Source organism: Oryzihumus sp. (assembly GCF_036391795.1).
GTDB lineage: Bacteria > Actinomycetota > Actinomycetes > Actinomycetales > Dermatophilaceae > Oryzihumus.
Genome location: NZ_DASVZH010000088.1, coordinates 1 through 24,165 on the forward strand (window position 1 = coordinate 1; position 24,165 = coordinate 24,165).

A 24,165-nucleotide genomic window follows, 5' to 3' on the forward strand; every position below is an offset into this window, starting at 1 on the left:
CCCCGCCGCCACGGCCACCCCGCTCTCACCGGCGCCGGCCGCGGCGGCGAGCGCGGATGCGGCGGCCGCCCCGGACGCCGGCACCGAGGCACGCGAGCGGGCCCGGCAGGGCGTCGCCGAGGCCGAGGCCGACCTCGGGCAGAGGCGGCACGACCTCGACGCGGCCCGGGACCACGAGGAGGTCGTGTCGGCCGAGGTCGAGCAGCTCCAACGACGGCTGGGTGCCCGAAGGGCGGAGCTCGAGCGGGCCCGCGCGCGGGTCGGCGAGGCGGATGCCGCAGTGGCCCGGGCCGCGGCCCTGCTCGAGGCGGCTCGTGGGGCCATGGACCGGGCGTGAGGGTCCCGCCGACGCGGTGATGGCCTTGTCGCCGGCACGCCCTCCCTGGTTATGGCTGAATACGGGGTGACGCCCCACCCGTCCCGGACCCGAGGAGCCACCGCCCATGAGCGAGCCGACCGAGCGCACCACCGTCCGGCGGCTGCCCGAGAAGGCCGTGACGGACCGGTCGGTCCTGGATGCGATCCTCGACGAGGCCCTGGTCGCCCATGTCGCGGTGACCGAAGGCGACCAGCCGTTCGTGCTGCCGATGGGTTGCGCCCGGGACGGCGACCTCCTGCTGCTGCACGGCTCCACCGGCAGCCGGCTGATGCGCACCCTGGCCTCGGGCGCGCCGACCTGCGCCACCGTGACGCTGCTCGACGGGCTGGTCTACGCGCGCTCGGCGTTCGAGTCCTCGATGCACTACCGCAGCGCCACCATCCTCGGGCGCGCCTCGGTCGTGCCAGCGGAGGAGCTCGTCGAGGCCTTGCGGGTGCTGACCGAGCACATCCTGCCCGGCCGCTGGGAGCACCTGCGGCCGCCGCTGCGCAAGGAGCTCGCGGCCACCATGGTGCTCGCCCTGCCGCTGCAGGAGTGGTCGGTCAAGGTCGGCGACGGCCCGCCGGCGGACGACCCGGCCGACCTCGGTGCCGACGTGTGGGCGGGCGTCCTGCCGCTGCGGACCACGGCCGGGCAGCCCATCCCGGCCCCCGACCTGGCGGCCGGGATCGAGGTGCCCGACCACGTCAGGGGCCGCTACCCGTCCTGACAGGGCGGGCCCCGGACCGCCCGTGCCACGAGGGAGACCCACCCGGCGCGCGGGACCCGCTTTGACGGCATACCGGTGCCTGTGTGGCGAAATGTGAGACCACCTGACACCCGTTACCTGGTACTAGTCCCCGCCGTTTGGGGATCCGCTCACTGACCGCGTCTGCTACCAACAGGGAAAGGAAGCAGGTCGATGGCCGTGCAGGCCATCCGGAGCCCACGTTTGGGGGCACTCATGGCACGTTCTCCACACGCTGCCGAGACGGTCGGACGCACGCGCTGGCGTCGGTTCGGCCTGGCAGCAGGAGCGGGGGTCGGCGCGGTCGGCCTCATCGGGTACCTCGGCGCCACCGGCGCCTTCGCGCTGTCGTTCTCGTTCTCGGGCATCCCCTTCACGCTGTCCGCGGACAGCCTGAGCGGCTCCCACTTCGTGCAGTACGCCTTCCCGGACAAGCTGGCCAGCAGCGCGGGCGCGAGCGCCCTCAACAACGGCGCCGGCACGCTCATCAACGGGTCCGGCTCCATCAACAACACCGCCAGCGCCGGCGGAAGCACCTATGCGTCCGACACGGTGACCCAGCTCGGGTCGGCGACGATCACCAACCTCGCCCAGAGCATCTGTGCCCCGACGCCGCTCGGCAACGCCATCCGGGTCACGATTGCGGGCGCCGGTGACACCACGGCGTCGAACCTGGTGATCCAGGCCCCGGCCCTGACGGCGAGCGGCGCGAACTTCAACAACTTCACCATCGGCGAGTCCGTGGGCTCGGCCCTGGCCGGTCAGGGCTTCGCCCCGAACAACGACTACACCGACCCGTATGGCGCGCTCTCCGGTCAGCCGATCGGCGGCAGCTTCGCCCAGGGTGCCGACAGGGTGACGCTGACGAGCATCAAGCAGGTCGGCGTCGGCACGGAGGCCGGGAGCTTCAACATCAGCGGCCTCAAGCTCTACGCCGAGTTCGTCTCCAGCTGCTGAGGGTCTGGCAACCGCCGGCCCCGGACACCTCGCTGGGGGCACCAGGAAGTAGTCGTGCGGCCGGTGGGACACAGCGTTCCCACCGGCCGGCACGCATGAACAGGGGAACTTCTCATGCCTGATGACGACGTGTCGCGACCCAGTGAAGCCCAGGACCTCCCGCCGGAGGTTGGCGCCGCCTCGGCGGCGACCGACCCCGGCGAGGCGACCGGGGCCGCCACGGCGGCCAGGCCACGACGGTTCCGCCGGTGGCGGCGTTCACGGCCCTTCTGGGGTGGGCTGTTCACCCTCCTGGGCGGCCTGGAGATCGCCACCATCCCGCTGACCGCCTACAAGATCATGCTGGTGACCCCCTCGGTCGTCATCGCGGCGCTGGTCGGTGCCGTGATCGCCATACTCGGCCTGCTCATGTGGATGACCCCGAGCCAGAACAAGCTCTACGGGCTGCTGGCGATCCTGCTCGGCGTCGCCTCGTTCGTCACCAGCAACGTGGGTGGCTTCCTGCTCGGCGGCCTGCTGTCGATCATCGGCGGCGCCCTGGGGTTCGCGTGGGTCGTCGTGGACCGGACGGAGCCTGCCGCGGAGGCAGCACCGACGGATGCGCCCGACGTGTCGATCGAGGGGGACCACGGCCCCGCTGCCGACGGCACCGGACCGGAGCCCAGCCGGGCATGAGCGCCTCCTCCGTGGGGCGGCGACAGCCGTCTATCCGATGGTCCGCTGGCGCGCTGATGGCCGTGGCCCTGGTGCTGAGCCAGGCGCCCGGCATCGCCCTCGGGCAGACCTCGCTGCCCCCCGGCACCCCCGGTGGCACCGGCGCGACCCTCACCGCCACCCAGGCCACCCTTGCCGGGCTGACCTACGACGGCGTCGTCACGGTCCCGACGGCAACCGGCGACGTGACCACGATCGAGCTGCGCAGCACCGCCGCCACGCTGACAGGGCTCGAGCTGCACACCCCGTGCACTCCCCTCGCCGCGCTCGGGACCGGGTTGACGGCGGCGTCGGTCACGCCGGCCGGCAGCTCGTCGACCTCGACCACCGGCCTGACGCTGTACGCCCGGTCCGTCACTGCCACCGTGGCCGGGACCGGCGTGACGTGGACGCCGGGCAGTCCTCCCCCGGCCGCCGACCTGGGTGACGTGGTCCTCACCGACGTCACCATCGAGGTGACCAGCCTGACGCTGCCGGCGTTCACCGCGCCCGGGCTGCGCGAGTCGGCCTCGTTCTGCACGCCGGCCTGAGCCGCCCCCCTCCGCGCTCCCGCCTCCTCCGGCCCCGCGAACCCCTGACGCCCCGGGGACCAACGCCTCTTCCGGACCCACACCCGGCCGGGCACCGTGGTTGCCGAGGCAACCGTCCGAGGGAAGCGACGATGGCATCGACGAGGACAGCAACGCCGAAGGCCCCCGCGCCCGGCTCCGCGGGCACGCGGCCTGCCACAGGGCCCACGCCCTCCACGGGCACCGAGACGCTCGACGGCACCCGCCTGGCGGAGATCGACGCGGCCGTGGAGCGCGCGGCGGAGGCTGCCCGCGCCTTCCGTGAGCTCGACCAGGACCAGGTGGACCGGATCGTCGAGGCGATGGTGCGAGCCGGGGTCAGGGCGGCCATCGAGCTGGCGCGCCTGGCGGTCGAGGAGACCGGCTTCGGCGTCTTCGAGGACAAGGTGGTCAAGAACTACGTCGCGACGGAGTTCCTCCACGACTACCTGCACGACAAGAAGTCGGTCGGGGTCATCGACGAGGACGTCGAGCGCAACATCGTGCGGGTCGCCGAGCCGATCGGGGTGGTCCTGGCCATCACGCCGGTCACCAACCCCACGTCGACGGTGCTCTACAAGGCAATCGTGGCGGCCAAGACCCGCAACGCCATCGTGTTCCGGCCCTCGCCGTTCGCGACCCGATGCTGCGAGCGCAGCGTCGAGGTCCTGCAGCAGGCCGCCGAGGAGGCCGGTATGCCGGCGGGTGCCCTGCAGGTGCTCCCCGACCCCGAGCACCGGGTCACCCACTACCTGTTCACGCACCCCGGCGTCGACTTCATCTGGGTCACGGGCGGGCAGAAGATCGTCGCCCTCGCCAACGCCGCGGGCAAGCCCTGCCTGGGCGTCGGCCCCGGCAACGCGCCGGTCTACCTGCACCGCACGGCGGACGTGAAGGGCGCGGTGGTCGACATCCTGATCTCCAAGACCTTCGACGCCTCGGTGATCTGCCCGGCGGAGCAGACCTGCATCATCGACGACGCGATCTACGACGAGACCATCGCCGAGCTCGAGCGGATGGGCGCGCACCTGCTCACCCCGGCCGAGGAGGAGCTGCTCGCGGCGTTCGCGTTCGGCGACGGTGAGCGGGCCAACCTCGCCGCGCTGGGTCAGCTGGCGCCGGAGCTGGCGCGGCGGGCCGGCTTCGGCGTCGCCCCGGGCACCAAGGTCCTGCTCGCTCCCCTGCCGGCCGACCTGACCGAGCTGGGACAGCACCCGCTGGTGCAGGAGAAGCTCATGCCCGTGCTCGGCGTCGTGCGCGCCCGGGACGAGCAGCACGCCATCGACACCGCGGTGCTGGTCACCGAGCACGGCGGTCTCGGGCACACGTCGGCCATCTACGCCCGCGACGACGCCGTCATCGACGCCTACAGCCGGGCCGTGCGCACGGGCCGGATCCTGGTCAACGCGCCGACCGCCGTCGGTGCCCTCGGTGGGGTCTACAACAACCTGACGCCGACCTTCTCCCTCGGGTGCGGGACGTGGGGCGGGTCGAGCACCACGGAGAACGTCAACTACCTGCAGCTGCTCAACATCAAGACCGTCTCGCGCCGGCGCACGCCGCCCCAGTGGTTCCGGGTGCCGTCGAACACGTACTTCAACGCCGGGGCGCTGGAGAACCTGCGCGACGTCGAGACCGACACCGCGGTCATCGTCACCGACGGGCCGAGCGAGGACCGGGGCGTGGCGGCCCTGGTGCGCGGCACGCTGCGAGCCTCGCACGTCCAGGTGTTCAGCGACGTCACGCCCGAGCCCGACGAGGACACGATCCGCCGCGGCGTGGAGCTCCTGCAGCGGGTCCGACCCGACCTGGTCGTGGCCGTCGGCGGCGGCTCGGTCATCGACGCCGCCAAGGCCATGCGCCTGTTCCACGAGCACCCGGAGCTGCGCCTGGCCGACCTGACGCTGCCGTTCCTCGACCCCCGCAAGCGGGTGGTCGCCTACCCCCAGGGCGCGCACACGGTCCGGCTGGTCGCGCTGCCCACCACCTCCGGAACCGGGTCGGAGGTGTCCCCGGCTGCGGTGGTCACGGTGGACGGCCGCAAGGAGACCCTCGTCGACTACAGCCTCGTGCCTGACCTGGCCATCGTCGACCCGATGCTGACCCTGTCGATGCCCGACGCGGTCACCCTGGACAGCGGGGTCGACGCCCTCACCCACGCGCTCGAGGCGGTGGTGTCGGTCTTCGCCTCGCCGTACACCGACGCCTTCTGCGTGCAGGCCGCCCGCCTGGTCTTCGAGGCTCTCCCCCGGGTGCACTCCGACCCCGGCGACCTGCAGGCACGCACCGACATGGCCAACGCCGCGACCCTGGCGGGGCTGGCCTTCTCCAACGCCTTCGTCGGCACCAACCACGCCCTCGCCCACGCTGTCGGCGCCCGGTTCCACCTGGCGCACGGCCGCGCCAACGGCGTCTTCCTGCCCCACGTGCTGACCTACAACGCCGCCCTGCCCAGCAAGTTCATGCCGGCGCCGGGCTACTCGGCCTACGTCGCGCCCGACAAGTACGCCCAGCTCGGCCGGGTCATCTTCGGCGGGCGCAGCGCCGAGGAGAGCCGACGCCGCCTGTTCCGCGCGGTCGAGGACCTGCTCGACACCGTCGGTATGCCGCGCACCCTCCAGGGCGCGGGAGTCGGGGAGCAGGAGTTCCTGGCGGCGCTGCCCGACCTGGCGATGACCGCGTTCCAGGACCTGAGCAACCGGACCAACCCGCGCATGCCGCTCGTGCAGGAGATCACCGACCTGCTGCGGCTGGGCTACTACGGCTCGGTCGGTGCGGCGCGATGAGCGGACGCAGACGCATCGGACCGGTAGACACCATCTGGCTGAACATGGACCGGCCCAACAACCTCATGGTCATCGAGTCGGTGATGTTCCTCGACGAGGCCCCCGACTGGGACCGGCTCGTCGACGTCGTGCGCCGGCGCATGGTCGAGCGGTTCCCCGTCTTCCACCAGCGCCCCGTGCCCCCGCGGATCCCGCTGGGCCTGCCGCACTGGGAGGACGACCCGGACTTCTCCCTGGACCGGCACGTGCACCGCGTGACCCTGCCACCGCCGGGTGACGACGCTGCCCTGCAGCGCCTGCTGGAGCAGCAGCTGCACGTGCCGCTCGACCGCGCCCACCCGCTGTGGCAGGTCCACCTCGTCGACGGCTACGGCTCCGGGGCGGCCGTGCTCTGCCGCTTCCACCACGCCCTGGCCGACGGCATCGCCCTCACCCAGGTGATGCTCTCGCTCACCGACGCGGCCCCCGACGGAGACCTCGCCGAGGAGGAGGGCACCGTCGCCCACCCGCGATCCGAGGGCCTTGCCGGTGTCGCGGACGGCGCGCTGTCCGCCGCCCGCGCGGGAGGTGCGCTGGCCCGGCAGGCGGTGACCGGGATACTGGGCCTGACCACCCCCTCGGGCGTGGTCGGCGCGGCCGGCCAGGTGCTGCGCGCCGGGCAGGTGGTGGATGACCTCCTGCTCACACGCACTCCCGACAACCCGCTGAGCGGCACACCCGGCATCCACAAGCGGGCGGTGTGGTCCCAGCCCTGGCCGCTGGCCGACCTCAAGCACGTCGGGCGGCTGGCCGGGGCCACGCTCAACGACGTCCTGCTGAGCGCCGTCGCCGGGGCCCTGTGCCGCTACCAGCTCGACCACGGCGGGGTCCCGGCCGACCTGCCGACGATGGTGCCGGTCAACGTCCGGCCGCTCGACCAGCCGCTGCCGCGCGAGCTGGGCAACAAGTTCGCCCTGGTGTTCTTCACCTTCCCCTCCAGCATCCAGCCGCCGCTGGAGCGCCTGGCCGAGACCAAACGGCGGATGGACTGGCTCAAGCGGTCCCCGGAGGCGACGGTGACGTTCGGCCTGATCACCGCGATCGGGCGGACCACGGCCCAGCTCGAGCACTACGTCGTCAACTTCTTCGCGGACAAGGTGATCGGGGTGACCACCAATGTCGCCGGCCCGACGAGCGTGCGGCACCTCGCGGGGGTCCGGATCTCCGGGGCCCTCGGCTGGGTGCCCGGGTCGGGTCGCCAGACCCTGGGCGTCAGCATCTTCACCTACGCGGACACGCTGCGCGTGGGGTTCATGGCCGACGCCGACTGCGTCCGCGAGCCGGAGAAGCTGCTGCACGCCGTCGAGCGGGAGGTCGCCGACCTCATGAGCGTGGCGCGGACCACCTGAGCGGGCAGGCCGCGGCGCGCGTTCGGCGGGGACAGGAGGACAGGGATGCCGACAGACAGCTCCACCCAGAGCGTCGAGATCGACGCGAGCTTCGACGACGTGCTCGCCACGATCCGCGACGTCGCCGGCCAGCCCGAGTGGATCCCCGAGATCCTGGAGGCCGAGGTGCTCTCGACCTTCGACAATGGGCTGCCCCGGACCGCGCGGTTCAAGGCCAAGGCCACCGTCGGCACCGACCGCTACACGCTGTCCTACGACCACAGCGACGACGGCATGAGCTGGATGATGCTCTCCGGGGTGCTGCAGACCGGGCAGGAGGGCCTCTACACGGTGGAGCCCCTCGGGTCCGGGCGCGTCCGCGTGACCTACGAGCTGACGATCCACCACAACCTCCCGTTGCCGGGCTTCGTCCGCTCGCGGGTCATCCGCGGCCTGGTCTCCAGCACGCTCACGGGGCTCAAATCCCACCTGGAGGGCGCGCCGGTGTGAGCCCCGGACCAGGGGAACAGGCGCACGGACGCGCAGGAAGCTCACAGGTGGGGTCTCTGGTTCCACCTCACGCCCGGACGTACGTTGGCAGGGTGGCGGACGTCCTCCCCGCGGTCGAGAGCGAGCACCTGACCTACCGGTTCGGCGACCACGTGGCGGTCGACGACGTGTCCCTTCGCGTGCAGCTGGGCCAGGTCTTCGGGCTGCTCGGGCCCAACGGGGCCGGCAAGACCACGGCGATCCGGCTGATCACCACGTTGCTGCCGGTGCAGCAGGGGCACGTGCGGGTGTTCGGCGTCGACGCCCACCAGGAGCCGTTCCGGGTGCGCCGGATGATGGGCTACGTGCCGCAGCAGCTCTCCGCGGACGCGTCGCTGACCGGCGCGGAGAACGTGGCGCTGTTCGCCCGGCTCTTCGACGTCCCGCGACGCGAGCGCCGGCGACGGGTCTCGGAGGCGCTCGAGATGGTCGGGCTGGCCGCCGCGGCCGACCGGCTGGCGGCGACCTACTCCGGCGGCATGGTGCGCCGGCTCGAGCTGGCCCAGGCCCTGGTCAACCGACCGCACCTGCTGGTTCTGGACGAGCCGACCATCGGCCTGGACCCGGTGGCCCGCGACAGCGTCTGGGACGGCGTCGAGGAGCTGGTGACCCACGAAGGGACGACCGTGCTCGTCACCACCCACTACATGGAGGAGGCCGACCAGCACTGCGACGAGGTGGCGCTGATGCACCTCGGCCGCATCCGCGCGGTCGGCACGCCGCACGACCTCAAGGCCGCCCAGGGCCCGGACGCGACGCTGGAGGACGTCTTCCGGCACTGGGCCGGCGAACGCCTCATCGACGGGACCGGGGAGGACTTCAGTGACGTCCGTAGCACCCGCCGCGCAGCCGGCCGCCTCCGCTGACCCGAGCCGTATCGCGGCCCCTCCGTCGTGGCGCATCCTGCCCTCGCGCGTGGTGACGCTGTGCCTGGTCGAGATGCAGAAGCTGCGCCACGACCGCACCGAGCTGGTCACCCGCGCGGTGCAGCCGGCGCTGTGGCTGCTGGTGTTCGGGGAGACCTTCACGCGGTTGCACGCCATCCCCGTCGGCGGCATGTCCTACCTGGACTTCCTGGCGCCGGGGATCATCGCCCAGTCCGCGCTGTTCGTCGCCATCTTCTACGGCATCCAGATCATCTGGGACCGCGACGCAGGGGTGCTCGCCAAGCTGCTGGTCACCCCGACCCCGAGGACGGCGCTGGTCACCGGCAAGGCGTTCGCGGCCGGGGTGCGCGCCCTGGCCCAGGCGGTGGTCGTCCTCGTGCTGTCGGCGCTCCTCGGTGTCGCGCTGAGCCTGAACCCGCTGGACATGCTCGGCACGGCGGCGGTGGTCATGCTCGGTTCGGCGTTCTTCGCCTGCCTGTCGATCACGATCGCCGGGCTGGTGCTGCACCGCGACCGGCTCATGGGCATCGGCCAGGCCATCACCATGCCGCTGTTCTTCGCCTCCAACGCGCTCTACCCGATCGCGATCATGCCGCGCTGGCTGCAGGCAGTCAGCCGCGTCAACCCGCTCTCCTACGAGGTGGACGCGCTGCGCGGGATGCTCATCGGCGCCCCGGCGCACCTGCCGCTCGACTTCGGCGTGCTGGTGGTCGCCGCGTCCCTGGCGATCGCCGCGGCCGCCTCACTGCTCGGCCGTCTGGCGCGCTGAGCGCCCCTGGTCCTGCCCCCGCAGGTGACGACCCGCGATACGGAAGGGGTGGGCGTCAGCCCAGGGAGCTGTCGGCGGTGGTCGCCGGACTCCTGTCCCTGGCGGCAAGGGTCGCGGCCACGGCAGCGACCGCGATGGTCACCAGGGCGCCGAGGATGAGGGCGGCCGGCTCACCGCTGGCGAGCAGGTGTGACTGCACCCCCAGGGTCGCTGCGGCAACCGGGACGCCCAGCTGCGCGCAGGCCAGCGCCCCGAGCGGGACCTGCTGCCCCGTCAGGCGCGGGACCACGTGGGTGATGAGCGCCCCGACGCCCAGGGCCAGGCCGAGCCCGATGAGGGCTGGGTGCCGGCCGAGGGCGTGGAGGTCGAGGGAGGCGCCGAGCCAGATGAAGAAGAGTGGCGCGAAGAACCCCTCGGTGACGGCGAACAGCTGACGGGCCAGCCGGCGTGGCTCGCCGATCGCCGCCACCGCCAGGCCGAAGGTGAACCCGGCCAGCATGATCGAGACGCGGGTGGTCTGGGCGACCGCGGCGAGGCCGAACAGGATGGCCAGGTTGATCCGCAGCTCGAGGGCGAACTTGCGCCGCTCGGACAGGCGGTGCACCTCGCGGCGCCAGCCCCGTCGCTCGGTCTCACGCAGCACGACGAACAGCAAGACCGAGCACCCGACCACGGCCACGGCACCGAGGGCGGCGCGGCCGGCGCGGGCCGGGTCGATCGCCAGCGGGAGGGCAACGATGCAGGCTGCGTCAGCGACTGCCACCTGGGGCAGCAGCTGCAGGACCGCGTCGCCGGACAGGTGGAGCGCGTCGATGATCGGCAGGATCAGGGCGGCCGAGGACGAGGCCAGCAGGACGGCATACAGCACGGCATGGCCGGTCCCGAAGAGCTGGGCGACCAGGACGGCGACCGGGACGGAGGCGACGCCGACGACGACCGCCCGGAGCAGCCCCTTCGGCAGCGCCTGCCGCAGCCGGGCGTCACCGATCGGGACGTGGGAGCCGGCGACGAACATCACCAGGGCGAACCCGATCTCAGCCAGGAACACGAAGGTGGGCTCGGTGGCGTGCACCGCCCCCAGCACCGTGGGGCCGAGCACGACGCCGACCAGCAGCTCCCCCACGACGACGGGGAGCCCCCACCGGTGGGAGATGGCGAGCAGGGGCCCGCCGATACCGGCCAGGCAGATCACTGACAGCAGGGTGAAGCTCACCGCGGATCCCCCTCCGTCGTGAGGTCGTCGGCGACAGCGCGCCGGCGCAAGTGGTCCGTGTTCCGGGGCACCGCCTCATCGTCCTCCCCGGCCGGGACCGGACGCCCGCTCTGCCTCATCGACGCGCCGCGGATGTGCCGGGTCCGGTGCTTACGCGCGGCCGGCGGCCGGTGCATCCCCGCAGGATGAGGCGGCGCGCCGTCCTTCCGCATGAGGGTGCGTGGTGTGTGCGGGCGCAGCCGCAGGCAGCGCCCAGCCGAGGGACCGATCCTTGCCGGATGCCACCACGACACCGGCGGAAGGGGGTCGACAGCGATGAGGAGGGCCGTCCACCTGGCCGCCGCCGTCCTGCTGGTGAGCGCATTGGCGACCTGCAGCCAGCCGAGCACCCCGGGGGCCGGCCGGGCTGCACCGCAGAGCGCCCCGGTGCCGCACGGCCCGTCCGGCAGGTGGGCGCTGCACTGGGCCGACGAGTTCAACGGCACCAGCGTCGACCTGGGCAAGTGGCAGCCGAACTGGTTCGGCGCGAGAAACACGTCGGTCACCAAGCCGGTCAACAAGGCCGAACTCTCCTGCTACGACCCCCGTCAGGTCACCGAGTCGGGGGGCGCCCTGCACCTGACCGCGGTCCAGCGCACCTGCCTGTCCTGGCAGTACGCCTCCGGACTGGTCAGCACGGTCCGGACGTTCCAGTTCACCTACGGCTACGCCGAGGCGCGCATGGTGCTGCCGGCCGGCGCGCTCGGAGCCTGCACGAACTGGCCGGCGTTCTGGGTCAATGGCAACGACGGGGCGCCGATCGAGGAGATCGACACGATGGAGTGCCTGGGGGGCGACGTCCAGTGGCACTACAACTGGGACAACTACAACCGCAAGGTCAGCAACCTGACGGCAGCCTGGCACGACACCATGCCGCAGACCCCCTCCGGGTGGCACACCTTCGGCGTCGACTGGGAGCCCGGCTCGATGTCCTTCTACTACGACGGCGTGTCCCAGGGATCCGTGGCCCAGCCGGCGACGCACCCCCACTACCTGATCCTCAACCTCGCCGTGTCGAACACCATCTCCCCACCGGTCCTGGTGCCGCAGACGGTGAGCATCGACTACGTCCGGGTCTTCACGCGGCGGTGACGGGCACGTCCCCCCATAGCGGGTCGCGGTGTGGCCCCTGACGAGTCGGGCGGCGTACCGTTGAGTCACAGGACCATCGCCTGCCCGACATCCTCGTCGGGTGGGTCTTTGTGCTCGTGACCTTCCGGGCGTTCGAGCCCCCGGGTTGGGCTGGTGCAGGAGGTGCCAGCGGACCCCGGATGGCTCCGGTCGCCGACGCGTCCGACTACCGCAGCTCAGGTCGACCAAGCGTAGAGTTTGTCGTACCGAGGACCTCCCTCACGAGGACGCTCCGCCTTCGTCGCCCCCGGTGCACTGCATCGACTGGCCCGCACGGCCAGGGACGGACCGCAGCCATGAGCGGCACCCACACCAACCTTTCCGTTCTCACCTTTGGCATGGGATGACCATGTCCACCATCATCGTCATCCTCATTGTTCTCGCGGTGGTCGTGGTGCTCTGGGCACTGTTCGCCCTCCGGGTGGTCCAGCAGTACGAGCGTGGCGTCGTCTTCCGTTTCGGCCGCGTCCAGGACCACGTGCGTGGCCCCGGGCTGGCGGTGATCGTGCCGGTGGTCGAGCACCTGAAGAAGGCGAACCTGCAGATCACGACACTCGGGGTGCCCGCGCAGGACTGCATCACCCGCGACAACGTGTCGGTCCGGGTCGACGCCGTCGTCTACTTCCAGGTGGTCGACCCGGTCAAGGCGCTGGTCAACGTGCGCGACTACGAGTACGCCATCTCGCAGGTGTCCCAGACCTCGATGCGGGCCGTCATCGGCCGTGCCGACCTCGACGAGCTGCTGTCCAACCGGGAGAAGCTCAACGCCGAGTTGACCTCGATCATCGACGCTCCCACCGAAAAGCCCTGGGGCGTCAAGGTCATGCGTGTCGAGGTCAAGGACGTCTCGCTGCCGGACGCGATGAAGCGGTCGATGTCGCGGCAGGCCGAAGCCGAGCGCGAGCGACGCGCTCGGGTGATCGCCGCCGACGGTGAGTACCAGGCCTCCAAGAAGCTGGCGCAGGCGGCAGCTGCCATGGCCGCCGACCCAGCAGCCCTGCAGCTCCGACTTCTGCAGACCGTCGTGGAGGTGGCCGCGGAGAAGAACAGCACGTTGGTGATGCCGTTCCCCGTGGAGCTGTTGCGGTTCCTGGACCACGCCGTCACCCCGGCGGACCGGGCACGCGCCGCCGCCGCCGTGGCTGCGGAGGCGATGACTTCCGCGGAGGTCGTGACGGCCAGTGCCATTGCCCCGGTCAGCAACGGCCACCCCGCCGCCGAACCCGCACCGTCCGGCGGTCTCTCACCGGGCCCGCAAGGCTGAGTCGGGCGGGCACGGGCCGGGCAGATGGCACGTTCCTTCCCGGTGCCACACCCTCAACGCGGGAGCTGATGTTCCGTGACGGGAGCAGGGCCGACGTTCCCACTGGTGGTTGCCGCCAACCGTCTCCCTGTCGATCGCGTTGTCGGTCCAGACGGTTCCCCCTCGTGGCAACGGAGCCCGGGGGGTCTGGTCACCGCCATGGAGCCCGTCATGCGGGACCGTGCCGCGGCGTGGGTCGGGTGGGCCGGTGAGCCGGAGCTGGCGCTCGGACCGTTCCAGGACGACGGGGTCTGCCTGTACCCGGTGAGGCTGTCGCTCGCGGAGGTCAAGGAGTACTACGAGGGCTTCAGCAACGGCACGCTGTGGCCTCTGTACCACGATGTCATCGTGCAGGCGTCCTTCCACCGCAACTGGTGGAACAGCTACCGTTCGGTCAACCTTCGATTCGCCCGCGCGATCGTCCAGGCAGCCTCGCCGGGTGCCACTGTCTGGGTGCACGACTACCAGCTCCAGCTGGTGCCCGCGATGGTGCGGGCCCTGCGCCCCGATCTGCGCATCGGGTGGTTCGACCACATCCCCTTCCCGCCGGTCGAGCTCTTCGCGCAGCTGCCGTGGCGCCGGGCCGTGGTGGAGGGGCTGCTGGGCGCCGACTTCCTGGGCTTCCAGCAGACCGCGGATGCCGAGAACTTCCTGCGAGCCTGCCGACGGCTGCTGGGCATGGCGACCAAGGGCGACACGGTCACCTTCGCCGCGCCAGCCGGCCAGTCCCCGAGGACGGTACGGGCGAGCGCCATACCGATCTCGGTGGACTTCAAGGGGCTCGACGCCCTTGCTCGCACCCCTGCTGTCGGCGCCCGTGCCGGCCAGATCCGTGCCTCCCTCGGCAACCCGGAGGTCCTCATGCTGGGTGTCGACCGGCTCGACTACACCAAGGGAATCCGGCACAGGCTGAAGGCCTATGAGGAGCTGCTGCAGGATGGCGCCATCAGCCCGCCGTCAGTCACACTGCTCCAGCTGGCCCTGCCGAGCCGCGAACGCGTGGGCCCGTACCGCCTGCTGCGCGAGGAGGTGGAGCGCACCGTCGGCCGGATCAATGGCGAGTACTCCGCGCTGGGCTCGGACGCCGTCCACTACCTGCACCACTCCTACCCGCGGAGCGAGATGGCGGCCATGTTCCTCGCCGCGGACATCATGCTCGTCACCCCGTTGCGTGACGGCATGAACCTCGTGGCGAAGGAGTACGTCACCTGCAGGCACGACCTGCATGGTGCCCTGGTGCTGTCGGAGTTCACCGGTGCCTGGCACGAGCTGCACCGGGCCTTCACCTGCAACCCGCACGACATCGAGGGCCTGAAGCAGACCATCATGAGCGCGGTCACGGCACCTGAGGACGATCGGCGGCGCCGGATGTCTGCGCTGCGCAGGCAGGTCGCCCACCACGACGTGCAGCGATGGGCGTCGGTGTTTCTCGACTCGCTCGCCTCGGCACCGCTCAAGCCATACCGGTCGACCGTGTCCAGTGAACGGGAACGGCGAGCCGGGGAACGCGCCCAGCGGGCCAACCTCAGGGCGTCGGACAAGGCCTCCGAACGGGTGAGTCCCTGAGACGCGCCGGGTGCGCAGGACACGGGACTCCTCGGCGGCGCCCCTCCGCGGGGCGCGGATGTCATGGTCACCTTCAATGACACCGGGAGAAAGGTCGCATGCGAGGTCGAGCACGGGCCCTTCACCCGATGCCTGATCGAGCACGGACGCGTCGACGAGGTCGATCTCGCGCAGGCCTCCACGGCCGTCGCCGGTGCGTGGTCAGCTCAGTTGGACACACGACTGCGGGGGCGGCAGGGTAACGAAATGGAGTACACCCACCTCGGCCGTTCAGGTCTGCAAGTCTCACGTCTGTGCCTCGGCACCATGAACTTCGGTCAGGAGACCGACGAGGTCGACTCTCACGCGATCATGGATGCCGCCCTTGACTACGGGATCAACTACTTCGACACGGCCAATGTCTACGGTGACAGGGGTGGCACCGAGAAGATTCTGGGCAACTGGTTCGCCACGGGAGGCGAGCGGCGGGAACGTACCGTCCTGGCAACCAAGGTGTACAGCGACATGGGCGATTGGCCGAACGACTGCAGGCTCTCGGCGCTCAACATCCGCCGCGCCCTCGACGCGAGCCTGAAGCGCCTGAAGACCGACTACATCGACATCTACCAGTTCCATCACATCGACCGCCAGACGCCGTGGGACGAGATCTGGCAGGCCATGGAAACGGCCGTCGCGCAGGGCAAGATCCTCTACGTCGGGAGCAGCAACTTCGCCGGCTGGCACATCGCTACCGCTCAGGCCGAGGCACATCGCCGTAACTTCACGGGACTGGTCAGCGAACAGTCCCTCTACAACCTGCTCACGCGCGACATCGAGCTCGAGGTCATCCCCGCCGTCGAAGCCAGTGGGCTCGGCCTCATCCCCTGGTCACCTCTGAGCGGCGGGCTGCTCGGCGGGGTCCTGGGCAGGCAACACAAGGGGAAGCGCCGGGTCGAGGATCGGCTGACGAAGGCCCTCGCGGCCCATCGGGACGCGATAGAGCAGTATGAGAAGCTCGCTGCCGACCTGGGTCACGAGCCGGGCGAGATCGGCCTGGCATGGTTGCTCCACCAGCCCGCCGTGACCGCGCCGATCATCGGGCCACGCACCGGGGATCAGCTCGACGCCGCGGTTCGTGCTCTGGACGTGAGACTCGACGCGGAGGCGCTCAGCCGTCTCGACGAGATCTTCCCCGGTCGGAAGACCGCCCCAGAACACTATGCCTGGTAGCTCAGAGGTCTTCTCACCAGCCGCTGTGGTGCATGGGGACGACGTGGCGCCGGATCGTGCGCCGTCCACTACGGACCTGCGAGCGATCCCCGGCCTCGAGCATGACGTGGCCTCCCCGCTAGAAGTGGAGGGTCGACAACGGGTCTGAACTGGCGCTCATCACCATGGTCAGCGTGGCGAGCGCTGACGGCGAACCCGTCACTCTCCCAGCGTCCGCAAGGGTGTTCACCCGCGTCGCGCCAAGGAATACCGCCGCCATGTCGACTGCATGAAGTTGCACCTCCGGCGGCTCGCAGGTAGCGCGCAGTGTCGCACGGCCGTCGTTGACAGTGATCCTCCAGCGACCAGCCACCGTGTCGAGTGCATCTACCACCTCAAGGGCCACGCTCGCTGGAGGGCAGCAGTATCCGCGTCCTTCAAGAGCCTTGGCCGTGTCGAGGATGCGTAGGGACAGCCCGTCAGTCACGGCAGTGACGCGCATGGCCGATCGATCCTGGAGCATCCACTGGAGCGGCTCGTCGAGGGCGGTATCCCTCGCCCGCACTGTGGTGGCAATCCCCGTTGATGTCACCGTTTGCCACAGGGCAGCCCGAGCATCCGTGGTGCACCACGACTCCGAAAGGACGTCGATGACCTGTGCATCGGGTGTCCACCCTCGGAAGACGAAGGTCATCATCCCGTCGACCTGACCCGATGCGTCGACATGAACGAGACAACGTGACCCCCGCTCTGCGGTCGCCCTGCGACTCACCGCATCTGTGGGGACCCGATGTGGTTGGAGGGCCCCGAGGTGTCGCGCACGCCCGCTCGCCGACAACTGACCGTCGAACAGCGCGACGATGCCGGGATCTGCTTCGTGGACAAGGCCGGGCGGCTGGACCTTCAATGCGAATCGAGCACAGTCCACCTCGATGGAGGCCGACCGCGTCGCAGGAGCAAAACCGAAGCGCTCGTACAAGGCTGGGTGCGCAGCGTGCAGGGCAGCCAGAGGGACACCCTGGCGGCTAGCCTCCGCCAGGACCCTGTCCATCAGACGGCGCATGAGCCCTTGGCCCCGGTGCGTGGTGCGAACCGTCACGTCGGCGACCAGCAGGCAGGGGATGTCCGCGTCCCCACCCCCGTGGAGCCCCGCCGTGAACGTGGCCATGGTCGCTACGGGAACGTCGTTGCCCAAGAACCCGTTCGGGGTCTCCCGCGGATCGTAGAACGCGTGGAGGGTGCGACCTTCCGCTTGCCACGAGGACGCGATCCGCTGCGCCTCGCCTGGGTCAGGATGGTTCACGAGGAAGCCGTCGAATGCTGCCCGCATCCATCTGGACGTGTCTGGATCCGGCCCCTGCGGGGTAACGCTGGCAGGGAATTGTCGATACTCCACCGTCACCCCGCTTCGACCTCGACGACCCGGCCGCCGGACGCGGCCGACTCAAGGGCGGCGCACATGATCTGGACGCACCGCAGGCCGGCGGCCCCACTTGATGCGACCTCGCCCTCGCCTCGCACCGCTTCGACGAAGTTGTCCAGCATCGCCGTATCCAGGTCCGCGCCGTAAGCCCACCATTGAGGCCCCCCAGCCGCATGGCCACCGACGTGAAGGTTGAACGGGTCGATGCGGACTCGACCGCTCGTGCCGATCACGTCGAGGGAGAGGCCGCCCCACGTGGGCGCAGACGGGGGTTGGCTCCACGAACAGTCGATCGTGGCGATGACACCACTCTCGTACTCGACTGTGACGACCGCCCCGGTCTCGACCTCGGTGGGAGGGGACTGCTCAAGGATCCGGTTCGACACGGCTCTGACGCGTTGCGCCGGCACGCCAAGGAGCCCGTCGACGAGGTCGGCGCAATGGACGACATGGTCAACAAGCGCCCCACCCCCTGAGAGGTCTGCACGCACGAACCAGTCCGCATCCCGGGGCAGCATCCCGTTGTTCGTCCCGAGCACGGACAGGAGGGATCCGATCTGTCCTGCCCCCGCCCTCGCGACCAAGTGTCGGTAGGCGGGCGCTTGGCGGACCGGGTGTGCCACGCCCAGGACGAGACCCGCCTCGGCGGCCGCGGCGACCATCTCCTGCGCGTCGTCGACGTCAATGGCGAGCGGCTTCTCGCACAGCACGTGGCAGCCGGCCTTCAGCGCGGCCATGACATGCCCGTGGTGGCGCGCGTTCTCGGAACACACAACAACCGCGTCAACGGTCTCCAAGAGCTCTTCGGCCGAGTCCGCCCACCGGACCCCCAGGTCCTCGGCGAGCCCGCGTCCGCGGCGCCGGTTGTCGTCGCCGCCTGGGGCATCGGGGTCTGCCAGCATGACCGACAGGTCGTCGCGCGACGCGAGGTACCTGAGGTAGCCGATCGCATGGCCGTGTGCCGCGGACAGCACCCCGAAGCGAAGGCCGGACATCATCACGCGACCTCCTCGACCAGCTCGCGCCACGGCGCGAGATCCACAGCCCGTCGAGTCCTGATGGACTCGCGTGCGGCCTCCGCCATCGCAACAGCCATCACACCGTCCATGAGGGACACCCGACCAGTTGACCCGGACTGAAGGATGCTTGCGAACTCCTTGATCTGGCTGAGGAACGGGCTCTCCTCGGCCGTCTCTGGTGGGAGGTACGACAGTTCTGGCTCTTGCCCAGGCAGGTCCTCGAACACGGTGACGGCGTCGGTCGGGCTGCTCACCAACCGGCCGGAACTGCCTGCCACGTCGAAGGATGGCCCGAACGAGAGCCCCGGCCTGCCCCAGTAAGCCTGCACCTGCGATATGGCTCCGCTGTCGTGGACGAGAGTGGCGTGGGCGACGACTTCGGGTGGCACACGGCCTGCCGCGGTCGCCGGGGCCTGCACCGCGTAGATGCTGCTGACCTCACCCGCCAGCCATCTGGCCTGGTCGAGGTCGTGAATCATCAGGTCGAAGACGATGCCCCCCGATTGGTCCTCATCGAGGAACCAGTCGCTGGTGGGACGGGAGCCGCCCCGCACGAAACGCAGAATGGCCAACTGGCCCAGCGCCCCGGCGGAGGATGCCCGCTGCAGGGCTGCATACTCACCGAAGTACCTCACGACATGAGCCGGCAGCACCGTCAGCCCCCGCATTCGCGCTTCGGCGGCAAGAGCAAGTGCCTCACCGAAGTCCAGGGCGAGCGGCTTCTCGCAGACGACGTGGACGCCGGCGCGAACGGCCCGCAGGGAGAGTTGCCCGTGACTTGCGGAGGGGGTGCAGACGTCGACGACCTGCACGCTCGCCAGCAGGTCGTCGAGGGTGGCGTGCACCTTGAGGTCGTAGCGCTGCGCCAGTGCTTCGGCACCCTCATGGGCAAACACGGAAACCTCCCAGCCCAGTGACTGCCAGTGCGGAATATGTGAGTGGGTGATGCTCCCTGCCCCGATCATCCCCAGTTGCCGTCCCAGCAAGGCTCGCGCTCCCTCTAGATCGAAACGTTTCGGTTGGTCCGGGGAGACTAGCGATGACACGTCCGTCGGGGAAGAGCTGCACCAGCGTCCCGCCACCCCGGGAGACCCCATCGCGCTGCTGTCGCTCAAGACTGACGTCGACCTCCCCGCCTGACCGAGACTGCGTCATCGCTTTGAGTCGGCGCTGGCCGCGAATCGAACGGCTTGTGTTCTCGTGGTGTTCGCTAAGGCAAGAATGGGCTCCATGAAGCAGCGGATCACGATCGTGGATGTCGCCAGGCAGGCAGGCGTCTCCATTGCGACAGTGTCGGCGGCCCTGAACAACCGCAGCGGCGTTGCCGAGCCGACTCGTCAGCGGATCGTGACGGTGGCCGAGCGGCTGGGGTGGTCGCCCTCCCTCCGGGGGCGCAGCCTGTCCCAGGAGCGGGCGTTCACCGTGGGCCTGGTGCTCCAGCGCGAGTCGTCGGTGATCGCGTCGGATCCGTTCTTTGCCAGCTTCATCAGCGGGATCGAGTCGGTGCTGGAACACCGTGGTTACGCCCTCGTCCTGCAGGTTGCGCCCACGAGGACGCGGGCGTTCGAACGCTACCGGCGTCTCGCCGCTGACCACCGGATCGACGGAGTCTTCCTCACCGATGTCTCCGTGCCGGACCCCCGCTTCGAGCTCGTCCAGGATCTCGGCATGCCGGCCGTGGCCATCAATGTCGACCCCCGCGAAGGGATCTCCACGGTTCGACAGGATCACGAACGCGGGATCGCCGCCCTCCTGGAGCACCTGGTCGATCTCGGCCACAGGCGGATCGCCCACGTGTCGGGGCCGAAGGACTACATCCACACCCGGCAGCGGGAGAACGCTTGGCGCGGGGTGTTGGCGGCGGCCGGCCTGCGAGCCAGTACCCCCGTCCAGGAGGACTTCTCGCTGGCGGGGGGCAGCCGCGCAGCCGCCACCTTGTTGGCGCGGCGCTCCCGCCCGACGGCCGTCTTCTGCTCCAATGACCTGATGGCCATCGGCTTCATCGCCAAGGCAGCCGAGATGGGCATGTCGGTGCCTGGCGACGTGTCGGTGGCCGGCTACGACGGGATCGACTTCGGGGCCTATGTGCGACCCTCGCTGACGACGGTCACCACAGCCCCTCACGCACTCGGAGAGCTGGCTGCCAAGGCCCTCCTGGGGATGATCGAGGGCCAGACGGCATCGCACGTTGACACCGAACCAGCCACGTTGGTGGTGAGGGACTCGACCGGTCCCGCGTCCTGAGCCGCCCGGGACAGCGCCGCCGAACATTCACAGGTGGCTGACCCTTGTCAGCTTCCGAAACGTTTTGGTAGCGTCCCGGCCACCCACCGTCCGAGACATATCGGACATTTTCTGGGGGACCTGGAGGACTGATGGCAGCGACGACGTTCCATGGCATGGCTCGACTGGTGGCGATGGGGGCCGGGCTGACCGCGCTGCTGGCCACGGCGGCGTGCGGCAGCAGTAGCGGCAGCGCCTCTGGAGCACCCACTCCGGACGGCAAGCCCAAGGGAACACTCAACATTCTCGTGTCCAGCGCGACTGGGTCGGATGCTGGCTTCCAGGCCGTGAACAAGGCGTTCATGGCCAAGTACCCGTCGGTGAAGGTGAACTTCTCCTCGGTTCCGAACGAGAACTACGCCCAGGCGCACGCGTCCCGGCTCACGGCGGGAAGCATCGATGTCGGGTTGGCGGGCCCGGTGCAACTCCCCAGCTATGTGCCTTCCTCGAACGAGGGTGACGACGCCCGGATGGCCGACCAGGGCGGGTACCTGGATCTGACCAGCCAGCCCTTCATGAAGAAGTTCAACCCCACGGTGCTGGATCAGATCAAGTACAAGGGCAAGAACTACACCGTGCCGACCGGGCTCAGCTACTACTCGGGCATGTTCTACAACAAGAAGATCTTCGCGGAGAACGGCATCCAGGTCCCGACCACGTGGACCGAGCTGATGGCGGCCTGCCAGAAGCTCAAGGCGAAGGGGATCGTCCCGCTCGGCATCGGCGGGAAGGACTCTGCTGGGCTGAACATGCTGGGGGTTGTGCAGACGCTGTACCCGACCGCGCAGGCCAAGGAGGACCTTGCCAAGGGACTGTACGCAGGTTCGGTCAAGCTCGATCAGGGCAAGCAGCTTGAGGTGCTGCAGAAGGTCCAGCAGCTCTACTCCTATGCCGAGCCGAACTTCGCCGGCGTCTCCTACCCGACGATGACCGCCGACTTCGTGAACGGCAAGTTCGCCATGATGAGCGATGGCACCTGGAACACCACGACAATCCAGCAGGCCGGCGGCAGCAAGCTCGACTTCGGATACTTCCCGCTTCCGGCCAGCGACAACGCTGCTGACAACAAGTACCTCGGCGGGAAGGTCGAGCTGACCCTCGCCATTCCGAGCAACGCCAAGAACCGCACCGCGGCCATCGACTACCTGGACTTCTTCACGAACAACTACCAGCTGTTCGACGACAAGGCGGGATTTGCCCCGTCCGTCGAGGGTGCGAAGAGCAACCCCTTCTACGCCCAGATTGCGCAGTACACGGGCACCTTCCAGCCGGCGTGGGACACCATCTGGATCGCCAACACGAAGGCCGGGCCGAACGCGCAGCTTCCCTTCAACTGGGCCGGTATCGCCCCGATGGGTTCCTCCGACGCCAAGGGCGCTGCCGAGGCTTCTCAGAAGGACTGGCAGGCAGGTCTTAAGTAGGCCCGGCCAACAAACCCTGGCCACACCCGTGGCCCTGCCCGGCATTCGAGGGGCGGGGCCAGGAGGACTCGCCGCTGGAAGGACCCACGATGAACCAATCCGGCACATTCATATTCGGGCGACGATGGACCGCACAGCTGACGTTCGCTGTGGGCATCAGCCTCGTTGCGCTGTTCTCCCTCATTCCCGCGGTGGGGATCGTGGTCATCTCCTTCACCGACATCCGGGCGCTGCCGTTCCTCCCCACACACTGGGTCGGGCTGGAGAACTACGCCACCTTCTTCTCCTCGGCGCAGATCGCCTACAACGTGCACGCCCTCAAGAACACGTTCGTCTTCGCCATCACGGTCACCCTGTTCCAGAACTCCGTGGCCCTGTTGATCGCCATCCTGCTGAACCAGCGCCTGCGCGGGCGGAACGTCGCGCGCGCCGTGGTCTTCATGCCCACCATCCTGGGCGTGACGGTCATCGGGCTGATCTTCTCGCTGATCTTCAACCCGAGTGGGGGCCCTGCGGCGAGCCTCTGGAAGGCAGCCGGCGCGTCATCAGCGTTCTTCGGTGACCCCCACCTGGCCATGGCTCTGGTCATCGCCGTTCAGGTGTGGTCCGGCATCGGAGTGGCCGTTGTCATCTACCTGGCCGGCCTCCAGGCCATCCCGCAGGAGCTGTACGAGGTCGCGTCCATCGACGGCGCGACCAGCTGGCAGAAATTGCGCCACGTGACGTACCCGCTGCTGGCGCCCTCGGTGACTGCCAACACTCTGCTGTGCATCATCGGGTCCCTGCAGAGCTACCAGCTGATCTACGTCCTGACTGGCCCCATCAACCCGGCGACGCAGGTGCTCTCCCTGGCGATATTCACCCAGGGCTTCGGTGGCGCACAAGGTGGCGCGGTCCAGTCTCAGGGCTATGCAGCCGCGATCTCGATCGTGCAGTTCTTCATCGTCATGATCGTCTCGCTGGCGACCCTGCTCTACCTTCGCCGGAAGGAGACGGCACTGTGAGCGACCTCCTCACCACTCTGCCTGCCGAGGCGCCCGCGCAGGCCCACCCGGCCGAGCGACGCAGAGGACCCCGACGGCGAGCAACGAAGCTCGTCAACTACCTCCTGCTCGCTGTTGTCGTCCTCGTCTACCTGTACCCCCTCGCGTTCCTGGTGAACACCGCGTTGAAGAGCAACAGCGAGTTCTTCAACAACCCCACCGGACTCGTCAGGGCTCCCCTCCTGTCCAACTTCGCCACCGCGTGGCGTGAAGGCAACTTCGCGGCCTACGTCGTGAACAGCGTGCTGTACACCTTCGTGGCCGCCTCGATGGGCACGCTCATGTCCCTGATGGTGGGTTTTCCCGTCGCCCGCGGGTATCTCAAGCACACCCGTCTGTGGAACATGCTCTTCGTGTCGATGCTGTTCCTGCCCAACACCCTTGTCACGGTGTTCCAGCTCGCGCTGCGAATGCACCTGTACGACACCCGGCTGGGCTACGTCCTCATCATGGCATCGGGGGTCGGTGTGGGGCCCCTGCTCATCTCCGGCTACCTGAAGTCGATCCCGAGGGAGCTGGACGAGGCGGCCGCGCTTGATGGCGTCAGCTACCTCCGGTACCTGTTCAGGTTCCTGCCTCCCCTGCTGCAACCCGTCCTGGCGACCGTCTTCATCCTCCAGGCGATCGGTGTCTGGAACGACATCATCCTCGCCACGATCCTGCTGCCCGACCAGGCAAAGTCACCGGTCACCTTGGGGCTGTTCGCCTTCAAGGGCGCCTACGTGAGCCAGTGGAGCCTGCTGTCTGCGGCGACGATCATCGTGGCCGCCCCACTCCTCATCGTCTACGTCTTCCTCCAGCGCTACCTCGTCGCCAGCGTCGTCGGTGGCGCGGTCAAGGGCTGAGAGCACCC

At 69.5% G+C, this 24,165-nt stretch carries 21 protein-coding genes and 1 pseudogene; 18 read left to right on the top strand and 4 right to left on the bottom strand.

The features are described from left to right. The 10 genes and pseudogenes from VF825_RS05065 to VF825_RS05110 all read left to right on the top strand — a co-directional run. Nucleotides 1–337: pseudogene (locus VF825_RS05065) on the top strand (hypothetical protein); the annotation flags it as partial. Between the two features lie 106 nt (nt 338–443). Continuing rightward, nucleotides 444–1,088, top strand: a complete 645-nt coding sequence (locus tag VF825_RS05070) for a pyridoxamine 5'-phosphate oxidase family protein (protein WP_331110801.1) — start codon at nt 444–446, stop codon at nt 1,086–1,088. Nucleotides 1,089–1,322: 234 nt separating this feature from the next. Then, nucleotides 1,323–2,063: a DUF6230 family protein gene (locus VF825_RS05075; RefSeq protein WP_331110803.1), complete on the top strand. Its 741-nt coding sequence runs from the start codon at nt 1,323–1,325 to the stop codon at nt 2,061–2,063. Between the two features lie 114 nt (nt 2,064–2,177). Next, the gene (locus tag VF825_RS05080) at nt 2,178–2,738 is read left to right on the top strand and encodes a DUF6114 domain-containing protein (RefSeq protein WP_331110805.1); all 561 of its coding nucleotides are present in this window, start codon (nt 2,178–2,180) and stop codon (nt 2,736–2,738) included. 62 nt (nt 2,739–2,800) lie between these two features. Further along, nucleotides 2,801–3,307, top strand: a complete 507-nt coding sequence (locus VF825_RS05085; protein ID WP_331110807.1) for a hypothetical protein — start codon at nt 2,801–2,803, stop codon at nt 3,305–3,307. A 131-nt stretch (nt 3,308–3,438) separates the two neighbouring features. Continuing rightward, nucleotides 3,439–6,111: a bifunctional acetaldehyde-CoA/alcohol dehydrogenase gene (gene adhE / locus VF825_RS05090; RefSeq protein WP_331110809.1), complete on the top strand. Its 2,673-nt coding sequence runs from the start codon at nt 3,439–3,441 to the stop codon at nt 6,109–6,111. Beyond that, the gene (locus VF825_RS05095) at nt 6,108–7,499 is read left to right on the top strand and encodes a wax ester/triacylglycerol synthase family O-acyltransferase (protein ID WP_331110811.1); all 1,392 of its coding nucleotides are present in this window, start codon (nt 6,108–6,110) and stop codon (nt 7,497–7,499) included. The genes adhE and VF825_RS05095 overlap by 4 nt, the downstream gene beginning before the upstream one ends. Nucleotides 7,500–7,544: 45 nt before the next feature. After that, nucleotides 7,545–7,988, top strand: a complete 444-nt coding sequence (locus VF825_RS05100) for an SRPBCC family protein (protein WP_331110813.1) — start codon at nt 7,545–7,547, stop codon at nt 7,986–7,988. A gap of 92 nt (nt 7,989–8,080) precedes the next feature. Next, complete coding sequence (locus VF825_RS05105) at nt 8,081–8,893, top strand: ABC transporter ATP-binding protein (protein WP_331110815.1); 813 nt, start codon at nt 8,081–8,083, stop codon at nt 8,891–8,893. Beyond that, on the top strand, nt 8,850–9,683 hold the full coding sequence (locus tag VF825_RS05110) for an ABC transporter permease (protein ID WP_331110817.1): 834 nt from the start codon (nt 8,850–8,852) through the stop codon (nt 9,681–9,683). The genes VF825_RS05105 and VF825_RS05110 overlap by 44 nt, the downstream gene beginning before the upstream one ends. 55 nt (nt 9,684–9,738) lie before the next feature. Here VF825_RS05110 and VF825_RS05115 read toward each other — a convergent pair whose 3' ends face one another. Further along, the gene (locus VF825_RS05115) at nt 9,739–10,896 is read right to left on the bottom strand and encodes a cation:proton antiporter (RefSeq protein ID WP_331110819.1); all 1,158 of its coding nucleotides are present in this window, start codon (nt 10,894–10,896) and stop codon (nt 9,739–9,741) included. Nucleotides 10,897–11,211: 315 nt separating this feature from the next. On the opposite strand from VF825_RS05115, the gene VF825_RS05120 reads away from it, so the two are divergent. The 4 genes from VF825_RS05120 (at nt 11,212) to VF825_RS05135 (ending at nt 16,144) form a co-directional block, all read left to right on the top strand. After that, nucleotides 11,212–12,027 carry a glycoside hydrolase family 16 protein gene (locus VF825_RS05120; protein ID WP_331110821.1) on the top strand — a complete coding sequence of 272 codons (816 nt, stop codon included), beginning with the start codon at nt 11,212–11,214 and terminating at the stop codon, nt 12,025–12,027. Between the two features lie 382 nt (nt 12,028–12,409). Further along, nucleotides 12,410–13,330, top strand: a complete 921-nt coding sequence (locus VF825_RS05125) for an SPFH domain-containing protein (RefSeq protein WP_331110823.1) — start codon at nt 12,410–12,412, stop codon at nt 13,328–13,330. Nucleotides 13,331–13,405: 75 nt separating this feature from the next. Then, nucleotides 13,406–14,935: a trehalose-6-phosphate synthase gene (locus tag VF825_RS05130; RefSeq protein ID WP_331110825.1), complete on the top strand. Its 1,530-nt coding sequence runs from the start codon at nt 13,406–13,408 to the stop codon at nt 14,933–14,935. 246 nt (nt 14,936–15,181) lie between these two features. Next, a complete protein-coding gene (locus VF825_RS05135; protein WP_331110865.1) occupies nt 15,182–16,144 on the top strand; it encodes an aldo/keto reductase in 963 nt (320 codons plus the stop codon). 118 nt (nt 16,145–16,262) lie between these two features. On the opposite strand, the gene VF825_RS05140 is transcribed toward VF825_RS05135, so the two are convergent. From VF825_RS05140 to VF825_RS05150, 3 genes are read right to left on the bottom strand one after another with little or no spacing between them, the layout of a single operon-like run. After that, the gene (locus tag VF825_RS05140) at nt 16,263–17,525 is read right to left on the bottom strand and encodes a GNAT family N-acetyltransferase (RefSeq protein ID WP_331110827.1); all 1,263 of its coding nucleotides are present in this window, start codon (nt 17,523–17,525) and stop codon (nt 16,263–16,265) included. After that, nucleotides 17,522–18,544, bottom strand: coding sequence for a Gfo/Idh/MocA family oxidoreductase (locus tag VF825_RS05145; RefSeq protein ID WP_331110867.1), 1,023 nt, complete (start codon nt 18,542–18,544; stop codon nt 17,522–17,524). Before VF825_RS05145 ends, VF825_RS05140 begins: the two co-directional genes overlap by 4 nt. Beyond that, complete coding sequence (locus VF825_RS05150; protein ID WP_331110869.1) at nt 18,544–19,662, bottom strand: Gfo/Idh/MocA family oxidoreductase; 1,119 nt, start codon at nt 19,660–19,662, stop codon at nt 18,544–18,546. Before VF825_RS05150 ends, VF825_RS05145 begins: the two co-directional genes overlap by 1 nt. A gap of 133 nt (nt 19,663–19,795) precedes the next feature. Here VF825_RS05150 and VF825_RS05155 point away from each other — a divergent pair, with 133 nt between their 5' ends. The 4 genes from VF825_RS05155 (at nt 19,796) to VF825_RS05170 (ending at nt 24,157) form a co-directional block, all read left to right on the top strand. After that, on the top strand, nt 19,796–20,809 hold the full coding sequence (locus VF825_RS05155) for a LacI family DNA-binding transcriptional regulator (RefSeq protein ID WP_331110829.1): 1,014 nt from the start codon (nt 19,796–19,798) through the stop codon (nt 20,807–20,809). Nucleotides 20,810–20,940: 131 nt separating this feature from the next. Next, nucleotides 20,941–22,269, top strand: coding sequence for an ABC transporter substrate-binding protein (locus tag VF825_RS05160; RefSeq protein ID WP_331110832.1), 1,329 nt, complete (start codon nt 20,941–20,943; stop codon nt 22,267–22,269). 149 nt (nt 22,270–22,418) lie between these two features. Further along, nucleotides 22,419–23,273, top strand: a complete 855-nt coding sequence (locus VF825_RS05165) for a sugar ABC transporter permease (protein ID WP_331110834.1) — start codon at nt 22,419–22,421, stop codon at nt 23,271–23,273. Next, nucleotides 23,270–24,157 carry a carbohydrate ABC transporter permease gene (locus VF825_RS05170; protein WP_331110836.1) on the top strand — a complete coding sequence of 296 codons (888 nt, stop codon included), beginning with the start codon at nt 23,270–23,272 and terminating at the stop codon, nt 24,155–24,157. Before VF825_RS05165 ends, VF825_RS05170 begins: the two co-directional genes overlap by 4 nt. Nucleotides 24,158–24,165 lie beyond the last annotated feature (8 nt).